Annotated in this window: 1 pseudogene; it reads right to left on the bottom strand. The window is 44.5% G+C overall.

The features are described from left to right. Positions 1–66: 66 nt before the first annotated feature. Positions 67–265, bottom strand: a pseudogene (locus tag AAEY75_RS15590) (hypothetical protein); the annotation flags it as partial.

Raw genomic sequence — 265 nt, 5'->3', positions numbered from 1 at the left:
ATGTATCGCTGAGCCTTAAACATAAGAAAAAGTCGATCAAGCCTATTCACTTGATCGACTTTTTTGTTATGCTTGTTCGGCTTCCCAGCGGGCAACCTCTTCTCTTACTTTAGGAGCCACTTCTTTCCCAAATAACTCAATAGCTTTCAGCACTTGATCATGCGGCATCGAACCGACCGGTACGTGCAACATGAAGCGCGTAATGCCTACATTTTTTCGCAGATGAATCACTTTCTCTGCTACGGCATCTGGATCTCCTACATAC

Origin of the sequence: Psychrobacter sp. TB55-MNA-CIBAN-0194 (assembly GCF_040309505.1) — a bacterium.
Classification (GTDB): domain Bacteria; phylum Pseudomonadota; class Gammaproteobacteria; order Pseudomonadales; family Moraxellaceae; genus Psychrobacter; species Psychrobacter fozii.
This window is presented reverse-complemented; position numbering and strand designations above follow the sequence as displayed.